Below are 16,703 nucleotides of genomic sequence, written 5' to 3'. Positions count from 1 at the left end.
AGAATTTAAAGTTCTATTCGCCAATTTTAGCTAATAAATAATCTATCTGAGCTTGCTGTTCTTTTATAGCTTCCACTAAAAGAGGAACTAGTTTAGCATAGTTAACAGTTAAATAGTTTTCACCAGATTTAGAAATTTCCTGTCCTTCTTCTGTAACTTTTCTATCAAATGGAGCAGTAGTAACAACTTCAGGCAAAATGGCTTGTACTTCTTGTGCAGAAAGTCCGATTTGCAAATCAGTAGATTTATAACCAAAGCTTTTCGCCAAACGATTGTTCTTATAATAAAAACCATTTAAAGTTTTAACTTTATCAATAGCATTGGTAATATTGCCTTTTCTCGTTTTTAATCGTTCATCAGAATAGTAAGCAGTTATATCTCCAGTTGCAACAATACTATTATTAACCAAAAGTTGTTTATTGCCATAAATTTCTACGTTAGTTGAGTTTTGCATCCAAATTCCTCCGCCATAAGTAGAACTGTACCAGCCTGATGGACCTCCAGATCTGAACCACCCATCGCATGAAAATGAGTTTGCAACTCCTGCATCATACCCAGCAGCAAATCTTGATCCGGTAACAGCTCCAGAAGTCCAAATACCAGTACCAATAGCTGTTTTAGTAGTTCCAGCTTCCATAACTAATAGTTGATGGCTAAGTCCAGCGATTGACTGCCCTCCAACATTAGAATGCGTCCAAGCTAATCCGTAGCAGTTGTTAGTGGCAGTTCCATCTGCAGATAATTTATAGGCATCACCCATCGCATAAACTCCCTGATAACGTGTTGAAGAATAAACACCAACAACACCATTACCATAGTTGTCATCAATATAAAGGTTACCATTTGCTCGATCTGTTCTATCAGAAATTCTTGCAGAGTCGACTCTAAGACCGTAAGTATTAGCGCCATTCCATCCCATTAGAGATGGGTAAGTAGAAGACCAAGGAATTTGAGCATTGGCATTATTTACAGAAGTGCCTGAAGGAGATACAGATGCCGAAGCGTCAAAAATAGTATGGCCAGCGCCATAATTATTCCAGTTCATCTGGTTGGCTATTGTTGCAGTGCTGGCATTTCCAGATAATGGCCCAACAAAATTTGATCCTGTAAATACTCCGCTTGCACTAATACTAGCAATATTTGAACTTTCAGAACGGAATATCCATCCTCGATTATTAGCGCCAGCCATTGTAAAATAAGTAGCCCAATCTCCGCCAACTGATCCATGCCCGCCATAGTTTGATGTAGTAGCAAACATTAATCCGTAAGATGGCATACCATTCGCAGCACCAGCATACAAAGAAATTCCTTGCCCGCTTCCGTTTGTTTGTGCTACACCTAATGCAGTGCTTGTAGTTGTTCCCGATGTAATCAGGTTTCCATTACTGGCAAAAATAAAACTTGATCCTCCATTTGACGCAGACCCAAAATGCATTCCAATTGAATCTGTACCATATTGACCAGCAGCTCCTTGAAAATAGCTTAAACCACATCCATCAGCATCTGCAAAAGACCAAATTCTGTTTCTTGTATTAACAGCATAATTGGCAGTTTGGAAACCTAAACCAGAAGAAACCAGACCAGAAAATGCCGAATATGTGGCATAATTAGCATCGGATAGGAATCTTCCCCAAGCCCCCCAAACATTGGCATCTCCATTATGTGTTCTAAATCTAACATCTGCTACTCCTGATCCATAATTAGAGTTCAATTGTAAACTATATCCCCCAGAACCAAAATGTATTAGTTGACCGTTTAAAGGACAATTGTTCGCATATGAAAAGCCTGATTTATTTTCCCCGATAGTGTTAGCATCATAGCCGGGAGCGTTAACCCAACCATCATACCATCTATTTGTTGCAGTAGTAGCTAATCCTAAAGTATTTATAAAATTTTCAGGAGTATAATATCTCAAATATTGATCATTAGATGCAAAAATTCTGTTTATTGGAGTAGCTCCGCTATCACCAGAAATGGTATTGATCCATCCCGCTTGGATATAGCCATTTTCATCTGTTCTGACAATCTTATTTGCCTCATTATTTCTTGACGAATGAACTGCTAATCCACCCGCGGTATTTGCATTTCCAGTTACATTGATACTCCATGTGCCCGAAGCTCCTGAACCTGTAGTAGATGCTTTCGAATTTAATTGTGTCTGAATCGAACTTGTAGCATCATTAAAAGCTTGTTGAGTTGCAGTTTGAAATTTTCGAGAAGCTGTTTCAGTAATTTGATCAGCATTGTAGTCGCCAGCTTGAGCAGTAACGGCACCATTTCTTCCAAAAACTTTTGTTACCTCGCTCGTTGGCGTTAGTAATTCCTGCCAATCAGTTAAAAGAGCTGAATTGGAGCCTTTTAAAATAAAAGATTTACTCAAATCGGTTCTTACTGCGATATCTCCCGTTTCTGCAGTTAATGCTAACATAGCTGCCTCTGAGGCAATAACGAAAGTGTCATTTACGGTAATTGCAGGGAGTTGAGAAGAAATTAGTTTTCCATCTGCTCCTAAACCAGCATAACCATTGGCAATATTTTTATTCGAAGTATTTTCAGGAGTAAATCCCAAAGCACCTTGTTTCGCGTTCCAATTTGCTTTTTCAGTATCCGAAACAAATCGGTTTTCTGAATCTTGTGCAATAATATTTGGAGCGTGAGTAGAAGGATGCACATAATTTGATAGTGTTGCCAAACGAGTAATCTCAATATCAGAAATTAAGCTTTTTCCAGTAACTTTATCGACTTTATTGGTTTGCAAAGTTTTTCCCATTTCAGCCGATAAAGCTTTTGTAGTGCCTCCAGTACTTAAATCATTTACGACTATTGTGCTTAGAGAACTGCGGACCACTTCAATCGCATCTCCTAATTTTTGGAGTGTATTTAAATCGACATTGTCTGAAGCAAGCAGTTCGTTTGCATCATCAATTAAATCTTTTAAGATTTTTCCCTGTCTAGCGTCTAAAATTTTGCCAGGAGCAATATAATCAAGAGAATTATAAATGCTTGTTTGAATGCTATGTATATCTGTATATACAGTACTTAAAGAACTGCGGACCACTTCAATCGCATCTCCTAATTTTTGAAGTGTATTTAAATCAATATTGTCTGATGCAAGCAATTCGTTTGCATCATCAATTAAATCTTTTAAGATTTTTCCTTGTCTTGCATCCAAAGCTTTGCCTGGAACAATATAATCAAGAGAGTTGTAACTGATATTGTTTATGTCACTAAATTCTAATTCACCATTGGTATTGGTCATTAAAATTTTGTTTGGGTCATTTTTTTCTAAGTCGGCGACTTTTATTCTGTTGTGATTAGTGTCCATTTTTGTTTATTTATAATTGCTACGTATTTGAAGCATTTCTTTGGAAATGACATACACGTAAATCCAAATTCTACATTCTTTTTTTGACTAAAGATTATTTGATGGCCAATTTTAAAAAGAATTTTTCTGTAGAATTTGGATTAAATACTTGTAGCGTTTTTAAAAGAAGAAGCTATTTTATTACTTTAATTGGCGCTCGATTTTAATTATCATTATGATTTGCCTCTTTATAGTTATGAGTTAAAATTCCATTTGCAAAATATGTGTGAAATGGATTTAAGGTCATTGGATAGATGTTTCGTTTTTCTAAATTGACTACTACTGAGGTCACCGGAATAATTTCTTCATCTATTGTATATAAATTATCGCCAACCAAAATTTCTCCTAGAGGAATAAACCTCCAATATCCGTTTCGCTGAATTAATTGTAGGTGGGTAGGAGTAGCCTCTAACAACCCTTCATTAACAATAATTGTTTTATCGGCAACTTGTTTTGCAATTTTTGTAATAGGTGATATAATTCTGTTTTCAGATAAATATTCGCATGACCATTTGTATAATTCGTCAGGAATATTGGTATCCTTAAGCGTTTCAATTTCGGCAGAAAGCAATAATTGGTCAAGCGTAAGTTCTTCAATCGCTTTTTTTGTTCCGTCAGGTAATGTGATGAGAGTACCTTCAATAAAACATCCACTTCCACCTCCGCCTCCGCCAGAGGTTGGAGTGACTTCACAGGTTCCTGCAATATTTGCGTGAGACTGTACGGTGGCCGCTAACCACGCATCTGCTTGTGCATTAGCATCTGCAAGACTTACGGTAGAAACAAATTGGTTTGGAAGAGCAGTTAGTGTAACGGTGCTTCCGCTGTATCCCGATCCACAATCGTTCTTTTTCGCGCTTAATCTTTTTTCTATACTATAATATCTTATACTAGGAGCACATGTTATAGTGTCTAAAACGGGTGCGATATAATCAGGATCTGTAACTACATTTGGTTTAGTTGGCTGTCCTGTTGGGCTTCCGTCATCAACATAATATAATTCGAGTGCTCCAAAAGATTTGTATCCTGTATTTCCCATACTTTTTGTTTTTTAATATTTAATTACGATTTTTCCTGTAGACGAGTCTTTGATGTAGGTAACGTATCCAAGATTAGTAACGGCTTCAATGTTTTTAGCCAAATTGGTTCCTTGGATTGGTACTTTTTTAGAAAAGTTCTTTCGATCAACTAGAGTTCCGCCAACATTAATGATGTCATAACCTGATTTTTGCATTGTGCCGCCGAGATACGTAACTATTTCTACATCTATATTTCCTGTTTCGACAGTTCTATACCATGAGCCAGCCATTCTTATCTGAACAGTACTTAAAGTAGGGTAATCTGTTATTATTTTACTGAAATTAACTAGACAGGCTTCAACACCATTTGCTTGCGTATTATCACCCGCCCACATGATGTAAGAATCTGCAGCTAGGGCATTTTGTGGAATTTCGTTGTTAAATCCGTGACCCCATCCCATCCATTTGTTATCTAGGGGAGTTCCTGAATTAATAATTCCGGTATAAGTGTCGAAATCTTGTCCTGCTCCTAATGCCCATTTATATCTAATAACCATGTAGTTAAAAGGAGATAAGTTTACATCAGGTTCAACAACACAAGACGGATTCACTCCTCTCCAGGCTGTAATTCTGCACGAACCTACGTTATTGGCATAGGCCTGAACATTTGCAGCTAACCATGCATCAGCTTTTGCATTGGCATCTTCAACACTTATTGTTGATACAAATTGGTTTGCATTTGCAGTAAGTGTAACGGAAGTTCCCATGACTCCAGCAGCGCAATCATTTTTTGCCGCAGTCAATGACTTGGCTATATTGTAATATTCCATACTTTGTTTATAATTAATTATGATTTGTCTCAACTTAGCTAAAGACTGCTTTAAGCAAAAACTAAGTTTGATGAGGTGAAAAGCTATTTTATGCGCTTTTTGATTTCACCTTTTTGAAGTGCTATTTATTTTATCGCTGAAAAATTGAATTTTATAAAAAAGCAATAATTTAAATGAAGCAGATTGTCTGGAAGTAAATAGGCGAAGACTGCCAATAGGAAGTATGAACTTGATTTGTACAAATTCAAAAGCTGTAAAGCCCAAATAAAAGTTAATAGGAACCACATCAGGTAGGCTGATAAATTTGTGGTTCCTAAATAACTATCTAAAAATGATGATCAAGAATTATTCTTGTTCTTGCTTTACAATTTCGCCAGTTTCAATGTTCACGCGAATGTCTCCGTACTCTTCTTTAATGGCTTTTTCCAATTCATTGAAGTTTTGCTGTTGAACAGCGATCTGACTTAAAATATCTGCTTTTTGAAACTCGTATTGAATAGACAATTCTCCCAATGATAATCTCGCTTTATCCATAAAGACATTAAAATCTTGCAATTTCTTTAATTGCTCTGCGTTGATTGTTTTTGCTTCTTCTTTATTGATTTTTGTATTTTCCATTTTATTGTTTTGATGTGTTTTTGAAATTTGATTTTTTGAAAAATGATTATGTTGTTATTCCACCGTCTCCAATTGACCAATTGTTTGGAGCTCCTGTAAGGATTGCTCTGGCAGCTGAACTTGCAGAGGTATATTTTGCATAGCCAAAAGAAATACTTAATGATGGTTTTACTGATCTTGTACTCCAACCGTTATAAATGGCATCGAGATTAGATGTTGAAAAAGTTGAAGATGCTTTTGGATACATAAAATTTGAAAAACTATTTACATTACTAATATTCCAATTACCAATATTTTGATCGAAAGCTACTGCACTATTAAACATATTGCTCATATTTGTTACATTTGAGGTAACCCAAGAGCCAATATTTTGATTAAAAGCTGTGGCGTGATTAAAAGTATAACTCATATTTGTAACGTTTGAAGTGTTCCAATTTCCTATGTTTTGATTGAATAACACGGCATTACTAAACATACCACTCATATTTGTTACAGCCGCCGTATTCCAAGAACCAATGTTTTGGTTAAATGCTGATGCTCTATAAAACATATAAGACATGCTTGTAACTGCTGATGTGTTCCAAGAGCCAATGTTTTGGTTGAATGCAATGGCTAAGTAAAAAGTATTACTCATATTTGTTACAGAAGAAGTAATCCAGTTGTTTATTTCAGGACTTCCACCATTATTGAATGATGATGCTTCTTGAAACATACCTCCAATGATTGCTACAGCAGATACATCCCATGCCCCAATGTTTTGATTGAATACTGATGCGCGAAGAAACATATTACCCATATTAGTTACAGTGGAAGTTACCCAATTGCTTATTTCAGGACTTCCATCATTGTTGAACGCTACTGCATCTTGAAACATATTGCCCATATCTGTTACGGCCGAAGTATCCCAATTACCAATGTTTTGGTTAAATGTCTTGGTAAAACTAAACATGCCATTCATGTTTCTAACAGAAGATACGTCCCAAGAACCAATAGGTTGATTAAATGATGATGCACCGGAAAATGCTTGTCTCATGTTTGTCACAGCTGAAGTATCCCAAGAGCTAATATCTTGATTGAATATTGAAGCACCACTAAAAATGCTGGTCATATCTGTGACAGTTGATGTATCCCAAGAGAGAATAGGTTGGTTGAATGCAATAGCTAATTGAAATGTACTGATCATAGTTGTTGCAGATGAAGTAATCCAATTGTTTATTTCAGGACTTCCGCCATTGTTGAATGATGATGCTAGTACAAACATATTATTCATGTTTCTAACAGCAGATACATTCCAAGATCCTATATTTTGATTGAATGATGATGCACCACGAAACATACTATCCATGTTCGTTACAGCAGAAGTTATCCAATTGCCTATATCAGGACTTCCGCCATTATTGAATGCTAATGCTTCTTGATACATATTACTCATATCTATCACAGCAGAAGTATTCCAATCACCAATGTTTTGGTTAAATGTCTTGGTAAAACTAAACATGCCATTCATGTTTCTAACAGAAGATACGTCCCAAGAACCAATAGGTTGATCGAATGATGATGCACGGGAAAATGCATATCTCATGTTTGTCACAGCCAAAGTATCCCAAGAGCTAATGTTTTGATTGAATGCTGAAGCACCAGAAAACATAAAACTCATATCTGTGACAGATGAAGTATCCCAAGAACCTATGTCTTGATTGAATGTTGAAGCACCAGAAAACATGCTGCTCATACTTATTACAGATGAAGTATTCCAAGAGCTAATGTCTTGGTTGAATGAAATAGCTGAAGAAAATAGACCATTCATCCAGTTGACAGCTGACGTATTCCATTCATTCATTTTATTTACAGTTGTCAATGATGTACATCCGAAAAAAAGGCTATTGAGATTTGTGGTTATACTTAAATCTAATATATCTGTTACACCAGATAAATCTAAATTAGAGCACCCCATAAAGTACCATCCTTCAGTAGTTCCAAGTTTTAAATTTCCCCATGAATTGATAGATAATATTTTTAATCGATCTCCACTATTTGCAAATCTCCACCCTTTGCAGATTCCTGTAATTTTAATAGTATACGTCCCAGAAGAAACATAAGTATGTGTAATTTCCGCTTGATTCCAGATTGTTATGGTATTTGCCATTCCATCACCCCAGTCTACATTAAAAGCATAAGTACCAGAGCTAATCAAAGGCAATTTCACTTGTGATGCCGTACTAGAACCTGTAGAGACATTATCAGTTTTCCAAGTAGAAACAAATGGAAGAGCAGGAGCAGCTTTGCTTAGTCCATATTCATAAAATAATAATGGATTCATAATTATACGTTTGAAATTCTTAAATAATCTGTAGTCCCAATGCTTGAAATTGTGGCAGTACTTCCAGCTGCTCCGTTTAGTGTAGCAGTTGCATTAACCTGTACTAATGTTCTACCAGAAGCCTGGACAAAAGTAATTGCGCCTGTACCATGTTTTAAGTAGGATGCATTAAAGTCTGTGCCACCATTTACAGTAATGTTTATGGCACTTGTTCCATTATTAATGATTACGTTTTTACCAAGTTGTTTTTTACTATTTGCATCTATCGTGTCAGTTGTAATGCTGTTATTTGTAGTAATGGTAATTTGCGACGGTTCTGATGTTACGACAATGTCTCCAGATCCAATAACGGATGTGCCATTTATAGTTTTAACGCCATTTTTAGTTACTAGATTTGATAAATCTAAATCGGTAGCTTTTAAATATTGAACATCTTCTAGGTAAGTTGAACTTACAACTAATCCTGTAGGATCTGTTTTTAATGCTTTTTGAGGTTGGATTAATTTTGATATTGTAGTTCCATCAGAAATATATAATTCTCCATTTTGGCTACATATTCCATTGGTTGCTCTATTAGGAGATGCCAAACCAGATACCCAATTTTCTGTTAAGTTGGTTCCATCTAATAATACTCTAGAAACAGAGTCTCGAGTGTTCATGTAAATATAGCCGTCAGAATGTAGAAATAGAGACTCAATTCTTTTCGTTATTGTAACTAAGTTGGTTACCGCGCCGTTAGTGATATCTACTTTTTTTATTGAATTATTATGTGCTGCATAAATAAATCCATTATTTCCACTAATCAAATCGCTATTTAGGTCTACCCCTACATTTGCAAAGTTTTCTGTTTTTACTCCTCCTAATGTACTTCTATGAATGTTTCCTGTCGAATATTCAAGCACATATAGATTATTGTCACTCGCTATAGTTATTCCATAAAAGTTTTGATTGCCTACTGAGAATTGAGCAACAATTTGATTATTACTACCATCTAGATCCATAGAGCGAATTCTGCTTGAATTTCCTCCTACATATATTTTATTATTGGCACTGTTAAAATATATAGAATATCCCATTCCCATGCTAATACCAATTGTACTAGCTACTTGATTTTCAACTTTTAATAAATAGGTGCCGGCTTTATAAAAAGTATTTCCAATACTAATGAGACCATAAGTATAAGTAGGAGTGGTGGCATAACTATTTCGAGTTTGAGTTAGTCTATTTAATTTTAAACCACTAACATTTGTAGTCCCACTATCAATAACTAACTCTCCAGTTTTGGTTTCGGTAGCATATCCTGTTTTATGTAAAACATTATCTAAGTCACCACCACTTGCACCAATCTTCTTCTCAACCCCATCACTACCCATTACATACATATCAGTATTAGTACCGTCTTTTTTGGCATATAATTTAGCATGATCTGCCATTGCAGTTGGAGTAGTAGAACCCGCTAAAGTCAAGAATCCATCCGTAATATCAGCTTTTTCGTTTAAGGTTGTAAATGAAGTTCCAGATACGTTTCCGTCGTGTGTGATAAATGCTTTTTCGACTTGTATTTTTTGAACGCTGATGGCTTTTCTGTTGACATTTTCAGTACTAGTGTCAAAAGTAGAAGTAGTTGCGCTTGAACTAGAGTTTTGAATTAATTTTAAGCAGTTCGCACTATTATTTTTCTCAATTGTTAGAACATCATCTGCCGAAGTATTGTGTGTTAACTTTAAGGCACCATCTTTAGTTTCATTGCCAGTGGTATGAATTACATTTGCGTCTTCAGCGTAAACTTTATCATCAAAAGAACCGTCTCCTTTTACAAATTTTTCAGCTGTTCCGCCTTCGGTAACAAATTTTTTAGCTGTTACAATTCCCTCAGCATCAATTTTGGCTTTTACAACATTATCTTTCGATACTTGCAAAGGATCTCCTGTTGCGGTTGAAGAAGAATTTACTTGTAAACCTGCTCCAGCTCCAGTGTTTGATACTTTAACACCAGTTCCTGTTGCTGTATTTTGAACCGCAATACCGCTTCCGGCACCGCTAACTGTTACATCCAATACTTTTGCGGCAGCATCGGCACCGCTGTTTGTTAATACAATTCCGCTTGTTGAGGTAGGAGTTGTGTTGTTAAAAGTCAGTATTCCGTTTTTAGTCTCATTTCCTGAAGTATGTAAAAAACTTGTAAAGTCAATTTGTTCGCCAGTACCGCCTCCTGGATTTGGAGTTAAATTTTTATACCAATAATCGACTTCAATATTTCTATTATCAATGTTTCCCGAAAAAGTAATTTTGGCCATTTCGTAATTGATGATGTAATCTCCGTCATTTCCTTCGCCTTCTTTCTCAAGCAATAATTGTCCATTTTTAAATACCTTAACACTATAATTGACTGGTGCATATTGTAAAGTAATGGTATTGCCAACAAAATTGTCAAAATGCTCTTTAAGAGGCATGTAGCTATTTCCTGTAATGATACCGATATTTTGTAAACCTGCGCGTAAAAGAGCAGGAGTTACATAATGCTGGTCATCGGTTCCTGTTTCGACCATTTGAAAATCGGCTTTATCTTCGTCAATATGAACGAAACTTTTAAATACCTCTTGGAAATCTTCGTGTGACGGAATATCTCCTTTTTCGAATTTGTAGCCAATGTTAGTTCTGTCTGTTGCCATGTTGTTTGAAATTTATTTTCTTTCTGTAAATATTATTTTTGATTAGCTTGATTTTGAATCCCAACAAATAATTTCGTTGGGATTCATTTTAGAATTTATAGGGTTAGAATTTTTTCTTCACTACTAAACATGCCTGAAGAGTTTTCAGCAAGCACTTTGAAATGATGGTAGATTCTTTCATCATCAGCATTTTTAATAGTTAATTCATCGGTTTCCAATTTGGTCTCCAGTAAAGCCAATGTCACTGTGTTTTCATTAGAAATTTTCTCTTGAATCTTATCCCAGTTTCCTTGATTATTCATTTTATACAAATGATATTTACCATTATGGACCGTTTTCTCCCAATTGAATACAATTGGTTTCAATACAGATTCATTTTCTCCAGTTGGAACGCCAGTAGCTGTTAATTCTGGAGATTCTGGAGCTCTATTATCAGCAATTATTGTAGCAGTAATTTTTGATGGTTGAGACGGCGTATAATCTATATTGATAATTGGGTTAAGATCGGTTGAGCTAGGATCAGCGTATTCAATTTCTCTTGAAACCGTAATTCTATAGAAAAGACCATCACCAAAAGGAACGCTTTCTAAATCTTCAAATTCATCATAAACCGTCCAAACACTATTAAAATCAGTAGATAAGGTGTCTTCATTAATCAGAATTTCTTTGACAGGAGTCATTGTTCTAATCGATTGTGCATCAAGCATATTTTTTGCACGATAGATATTTATTTTTCTGATGTTGTATTCTGGTTTGTAAGCATTTAATTCAATTTGAATAGAAGGCTTGATTCCTAAAACCTTATTTTCTAAAATAGGCATAATTCGCTTAATCTCTGGTGTTTGAGGCGGACTTGAAGGTACTAGTTTCACAGGCCCCAAGAAAGTGCTGAACTCGCTGAAATTCATTTTAATATCCATTTCACGAACACCATAGAAATAAATGTTTTGTGAATTTCCATCTAGATTAAAATCTGTAAACTGCGTTCTAAACTCAGCTGCATCTGTGATTTTCATCATTGGTGCAATGTCTAAATCAGGATGCGGATATTTTAAAACATTTCCATTCTTGTCTTTAATGGTTTGCTTTTTATTAACTGGCACATAATCGTTATCATTAATATATTCGTAAATAACAGGAACTTCAGTAAGCGGCACAAAAGTGGCATGAATGACTTGTTCTATAAAGTGTATTGCTAATAAATCTTCTTCAATTCCCGCTGTCTTCGGAATAATAACTTGATTAAGAGCTGTTAAAGTGGTTACGTCTGGAACACTTTGATTTTGTGATGTATTATGCCATTTAATAAATTCATTAATTTCATCTCTCAGTAATTTGCTGTCAGGAACTGGAAAATGATAATTTTCTCCAGAAACAGATTCAGGAGGATAAGCTTCATAATTAGCTTTATTCTGTAATCCGTTAAAGTCTAAGAAATTTTGCCATCTATTAGTAAAATACGCTTCATTATTTCCACCAAGTTTACTAAGCTCTTCACGAATTGCGGCAATTGTTGCGGTCTCGTATAAAGCACTTAATAAAGCTTGATCATTTGCCCTGTAATGCAGCATTCCGTAAGGTTTGTGCGTGTATCTAGTTGTGAACGTGTATGTTGATCTGTTGAAAAAGTCAGGTCTAGTGGCATACAAAGCTCCTTTTACATCCTCAGGTTTTACAGGGTTTTCAATTCTAACCGCATACATTGGAGTTGGCGCACTAATTTTAGAATCATAATCGTAACCATTCGAATGGCTGCTAATTCCGAAAATTGAATAATGGGTATTTTCTCCTTCTCTTGGCTGAATGTTTGCAGCTGTAATTCCGTTTGAAGGATCAGAAAAAAGATATACTTTATAACTTGGATAATAGTTTACTTTTTGCTCTTTTGGGTTGTGGTTTGCATCCTCTTCAAGAATAATATGATCATAAGTCGGATCCATTTCTTGGGTTCCGTCTTTTTTAATTTTAAAATTAGGATCATTGACAATTAACACTAAATCCTGGTCAGTTCCGATATTGTCTGCACGAACAACTTTAAATTCTTTTCTAGATTTTACCGGAATAGGATTAGAGCCTTCAAAACAGCTTGTAGTAAACAAACGAACAGTTCCGTTCGTCCATTCAACTGAATGTTGGTTGCCATTATTGAATTGTGGATGCTGAGCTAATTTTAACCCTTTGAAAGTAAGCTGATACAAACCAAAATGTTTTTTCTCTGTCGTTGGAAGCGGAATTGGGTTTCCGTCTTTATCTAATACATATTCTCCATTGGCATCTACTTGATAAGCTTGCTCTAGAACTTTTTCAACAACTACTTTATCACTCCAAATTCCTCTGGTTTTTTCTACTTGTAAAGTGTCATTTCCTTGACTGTCTTTTTGTGAAACAATTTCTCTATTTACAGTTTTTAAGGCTTGCGGTATTTGAACCTGAAAACCAATCGGACTTGGCTGGCGCCAGTTTGCAGGCGTTAGCATATTTTCAACTAAAGAACATAATTCGTTAACTGGTTTTTTGATTTGCTTAATCTGTTCAGAATCAATTGTAGCATTCCCATCAGAAAGGCTTTGACCTACTTCTTTTTTAAGTACTTCAACATCTGCATATCCAAACTTTCCTGCTGTAGTAACAACATTAATATTCTGAATGATATAGTTTTCCTCACCAACTGTTAAAATACCTCCGATAAATCTATCTTTATTAGCATTGGTTAAATTGATTTTAATGTCTTCGCCGCTACTTAGAATTTTGTATTCGTTAATTCTAATAATTGATGTAAGTTCATTTGAAGGACTATCAGTAATGTTTGCAATTTTTGCATGTTCAATCTGAGGAAGACTATCTCTAAAATAAACTTTAAAATAATCAGCAAACAGCTCTTCGTTATCTGGATAAATCTTATCAGAAAGTAAGGCGTCCTCTTTAGTCATTCCATCCGGAATATTGTAACTTAATAACTCCTGAGCAGAATAATATTCAAAAAGAAGTCGAATGTAAGTTTTATCAGTTATTGCATTATTGTCTAAAAGCGTTTTCAGTTTAACCTGCTCACTCATCGAAGTAAACATCAACGGATTTTCTTCTGTAATTAATAAAGAATTAATTCCAGTTGGAGGCATTAGCGTATTATTCGGTTTAATATGAGAAGTAATCTCTAACTGTCTCCCAGAAGTCGCTCTGGAGAAAATATTAATACCATAACCTTGATATATATAGGTTTGTAAACCTGTTTTCTCTTGACGAACATTCAAAAATGATTTTCCGGACTCAGGAATAATAATTGGTGAAGGTTCAAAAGAAGCATCGGCTAAATCTTTAGTAACGTTGGAATAAGCTGTGTCACAGGCTAATTCTGGTTTTTGCCAATTCAACTCACCTTTAAATTTATAATCAACTCCAGCATAGATAGGGAATGTAAAAGAACTTCCGTCAAATTCGTCTGTAGAATCAAAGAAAGAAGTATTTACATTGTAATCTGCGACGTCATCCATAAACAAACTCACGTATCTTTTCTTTCCATCAAAACTATAGCCGTTAGGATCTGTAATTTTTGCTGATTGATCGCCTTCATCTGAACCTGCGTTAAGGCCAGGTAAATATTTACTCAATTGTACAGGAAGAGGCAAACGTTCTGTGTTTACAGAAGTTGGAATACTCATCGAAACGTGCTGTACTTCTTTTGGAGTTGTGCCTCCTTCTAAATTTTTAAAAGTAACGTACTCTGTCAGATAGATATATTCACCAGAAAGAACGGTTTGATCAATATCAATGCATCCTAAACCTAACATTCTGGCAATATGATAATCATTTGCAGCAATGTTCAATAAATCAAGATTCGATATTTCAGTTGTATTTTCTTCAAATTTTGCTTCATCTCCAGGTGCAGGTTCGTTGGCAGGAATATTGTCTTGAAATTTGATAGTTTCTACTGCAGTCGGATTTGTACCGTCAAGACTCAATTGGATGTAACTTTCAACAACTTGTTTGATATTTTTATCATCCTCACCTTTAGGGAGGCTCCATTTATTTTTATAGTTGTTTACGTTGACGTATTCTCCATCATTAAATTTTAACCATTTTCCGTGAACAGCATTTAGTTTTGGTTCTAATTGTTCAAATGCTTTACTGTCAGTAGTCGTTAGAGCATATTTTCCTTTTAAATCCCAATTGCCACTTGTATTTGCATTTTGGATAAAATCACCATAAAATTCAAAATTGATTTCGCTTAACAGACATTTATTTGCTTTAAAACGAATGCTTCTTCCGTTTTCAGCTACAACACGAATTGGATTGACTTGTGCCGAAGAATAGGATTTACGGTTTGTAAGTCTTTTTGATGCAGCAATGCTGTTTTCAGCTACAGATAATGTTTCTAATTTAACAGTGCCTGAGATATCTGCGGGATTAAATTTAAGTTCGGCAGCAAAAAACAATTCGGTTTTGTTTTCAACCTCAATGATTTCGTTTCCATAAGCTTGAATAAAACCAGATGGATCTGTCATCGGATTAATGCTAGCTCTTGTTAAAAGATATTTTGCTTTGTTTTTGAAATAAACATAGATTGATCTTTGCAGAGCAGGAGTTTTATAAACCCATAATGCTTTATTGTTATCTACAGACTGAGGTTTTTTCGTTAAATCTAATTTATAGGCGACTTTAGCATAAGGCGCTCTGTACAGTTTTACGAAATCGTCTGGTTTGTTAAAATTAAGATTACCGCCTTTATATAAATCTCCTTTTGGAAGGTGGTTTGCTCCCAATTCTCCAGCCAAAAGCCAACGAAGATGAATACCTTTTGTACTATCAATACCTTTAGAACCTGCCGCTGCGATCTGCAAACTTGTAGATTGCAAAGCAGTTTTGCTAGAATTAATATCAACAATATAAACCTCTTTGGTTACAGTAAAACTGATTTTAAAATTGTTAGGATTTAAAACACCTGGTAAAACAATTAAAGCATTGTGGCTTTCCATTGCAGAAGGCGTTCCGTCAATTCGGATTTTTGCTTCTACGCTCGCCAAACCAGAAATAACAACGGTTTCTTCAAGTCTGAAAATCAATCCGCCAAGATTACTTGCATTGTGAATTCGTATTCCCGTTGGCAAAGTAATAGGAACGCGGCTTTTGTTTCTTAGAACCAAAGTTCCTGCACTTTCGTGTACGGCAAGACCTTTCTTTAAAACAGGATAAACCAATTTATTTTGAATAATACTCACATTAGGCAAACATCCAATTTGCGCCCCTGATAAATCGCTGCTTAACTTATTTAATTCTGCTCCTAAAGTGCTAAAATCAGGAACTCTGATATAGTCTGTATTTAGCATAGAAAGACCGCTGTTTTTTAGCACAGGCGTTTTTCCTAAAAAGTTAGTAATTGGTGTTACCAACTCGGTAGCATTGTTTACGGTGCTTGTGACACCGTAAACAAAAATATGTGATTTATCATCCAGATTTTGATATAAATTTTTCAGCAAATCGGTATCATTGACCTGCAAACCATCTGTAACAACTACGACAACGTCTGGAATTACGGTCAAATTATTCACCACTTCTAAACCAGAAGCCCAGTGATCAGATTGAGGATCGGCAGATCTTGAACCAAAACCGTTAATCCAACTTAAAAAACTCGAAGTATTTCCCGAAATTCTTTTTTGAATAACATGCTCTGATCTTGAATTGCTGTCGCTGCTAGACATTCCGATTAACGAAAGTGTAATTTTGCTTTGAGCTTGAGAATTGATAAATGAAGTCAGCCCATCTCGTATTTGCTGCGCTTCATTGCCATTTATCGAACCCGACTCATCGACAACGATAGCGATGTACGTTTCGCAACCTGAGGATTGGCTTTCTTGAAGATTTATAGAACTCATTTTTATTGTT

Annotated in this window: 7 protein-coding genes; all 7 read right to left on the bottom strand. The window is 35.4% G+C overall.

Annotation, left to right across the window (positions count from 1 at the left end):
* Nucleotides 1–13 precede the first annotated feature (13 nt).
* The 7 genes from AC3E9W_RS11040 to AC3E9W_RS11010 all read right to left on the bottom strand — a co-directional run bounded on the left by AC3E9W_RS11040 (nt 14) and on the right by AC3E9W_RS11010 (nt 16,693).
* On the bottom strand, nt 14–3,325 hold the full coding sequence (locus AC3E9W_RS11040; RefSeq protein WP_488768381.1) for a tail fiber domain-containing protein: 3,312 nt from the start codon (nt 3,323–3,325) through the stop codon (nt 14–16).
* A 202-nt stretch (nt 3,326–3,527) separates the two neighbouring features.
* Nucleotides 3,528–4,403 (bottom strand): DUF5977 domain-containing protein, encoded by an 876-nt coding sequence (locus tag AC3E9W_RS11035; protein ID WP_488768380.1) that lies wholly within the window; start codon nt 4,401–4,403, stop codon nt 3,528–3,530.
* A gap of 12 nt (nt 4,404–4,415) precedes the next feature.
* On the bottom strand, nt 4,416–5,213 hold the full coding sequence (locus tag AC3E9W_RS11030; protein ID WP_488768379.1) for a DUF5977 domain-containing protein: 798 nt from the start codon (nt 5,211–5,213) through the stop codon (nt 4,416–4,418).
* A 345-nt stretch (nt 5,214–5,558) separates the two neighbouring features.
* A complete protein-coding gene (locus AC3E9W_RS11025; protein WP_253788399.1) occupies nt 5,559–5,831 on the bottom strand; it encodes a hypothetical protein in 273 nt (90 codons plus the stop codon).
* A gap of 46 nt (nt 5,832–5,877) precedes the next feature.
* A complete protein-coding gene (locus tag AC3E9W_RS11020; protein WP_488768378.1) occupies nt 5,878–8,151 on the bottom strand; it encodes a BspA family leucine-rich repeat surface protein in 2,274 nt (757 codons plus the stop codon).
* A 2-nt stretch (nt 8,152–8,153) separates the two neighbouring features.
* Complete coding sequence (locus AC3E9W_RS11015) at nt 8,154–10,823, bottom strand: NHL repeat-containing protein (RefSeq protein WP_488768377.1); 2,670 nt, start codon at nt 10,821–10,823, stop codon at nt 8,154–8,156.
* Nucleotides 10,824–10,918: 95 nt separating this feature from the next.
* Nucleotides 10,919–16,693, bottom strand: coding sequence for a VWA domain-containing protein (locus AC3E9W_RS11010; RefSeq protein WP_488768376.1), 5,775 nt, complete (start codon nt 16,691–16,693; stop codon nt 10,919–10,921).
* Nucleotides 16,694–16,703: the final 10 nt, after the last annotated feature.

The sequence above is a fragment of the Flavobacterium sp. 38 genome (genome assembly GCF_057799715.1).
The sequence above is the reverse complement of the archived record's forward strand: the minus strand, read 5'-3'. Positions and strand labels throughout refer to the sequence as shown.